The 1282-nt window shown below is 31.4% G+C and carries 1 protein-coding gene; it reads right to left on the reverse strand.

What is annotated here, in order from left to right; all coding sequences use genetic code 11:
• Positions 1–94: 94 nt before the first annotated feature.
• The gene (locus ACP5S8_RS08405; protein ID WP_461876485.1) at positions 95–1213 is read right to left on the reverse strand and encodes a glycosyltransferase family 9 protein; all 1119 of its coding nucleotides are present in this window, start codon (positions 1211–1213) and stop codon (positions 95–97) included.
• Positions 1214–1282: the final 69 nt, after the last annotated feature.

The raw sequence follows: 1282 nt of genomic DNA on the forward strand, positions 1-1282 counted from the left end.
AGATGTAATACCTGCAAGCTTTTTAAGAAAATAAGACCTATAAAAAACATGGATGCTATGACCGTCTTTTGGTGGACAACTTGTTTTCAAAGGGCTAACTACCAATATCTTCATACACTCTCAAAACATCCTCTGGCTTTATAAACTTCATACATATATTGTCTTCGCAAAAAGTTTTAGTACAACCATCTCCATTATAATTACAGGGGACTTCTTTTCTTATAACCCTCACATTGTTGTTTAGATTTAAAGGTTCCCAATTGCCTACCCTAGTGATACCACTGTACATAGCTATTGTCTTTATTCCAAGCATAGCGCTTATGTGGGTAAGCCCGCTATCAAGCCCTATAAAAGTATCGGCATTTTTTATAATGTCAATAGCCTCCATTATGCTTGTTTTGTTTATTAAATTATCAACTCTTTCTATATCTAAGTTATATTTTGAAGCTCTTTCTTCTGATGTTTTTCCAAGCAATACTATATTTTTGCCATATTTTGATAAAATGTACTCTATTAGCTTTATATAATAATCATCTGGCCAATCTTTTGGCTGAGCACCAGTACCTATCCCTATAGCTACGTAATCTTTTAAATCTTTATACTTTTTGCCTTCTAAGTTTATATAATGCTCTAAATTTTTTATAGTAGGCCTTGGTATGTCAAGATATTCCAAAAATTTAAAATATTTTTCTGTTATATGGGCTTTATAATCATAGCTAAGAACTACATCTAAAAGAAAACCAAACCCAAACACGTCAAATCCAATGAGGTATTTTTTGTCAATAAGATAAGAAAGCGGTATAGAGTGAAAATAGCTCCTTGCATCAAAAACTATATCTGTTTTTATGCTTTTAAAAACCTTGAACGCTTCATACCAAGAAATATTTTCGCCCCTTGAAAAAGATGGGTGAGGTACTTCATATACATAGTCCAATAGCTTTATGCTTTTTGCAAACTCGTATGTGTAAGAATTTACCAAAAGATTTATCTCGCCTTTAAAATACTGCCTCAGCCCATCGATCATGGGAAGCATGAGCGCTATATCGCCTATATGTCCCATATTTACTATGGTAATGGAGTTTATATCTTTTAAGTTAATTTTTATATTTTTATTTCTATTAAAAAAATTGTATCCAATAAAATCTATAATACTTTTTATTTTTATGCTTCTTTTATTCTTAGATTCATATTTTATTTTCTTGTAGCCTTTCATATCACTTTTAAGCTTTTAAGATAATGCTCTATCCCAGATTCCAAATCGTACTTTGGCTCATAGCCAAGC

Origin of the sequence: Hydrogenobaculum sp., from assembly GCF_049967395.1 — a bacterium.
GTDB lineage: Bacteria > Aquificota > Aquificia > Aquificales > Aquificaceae > Hydrogenobaculum.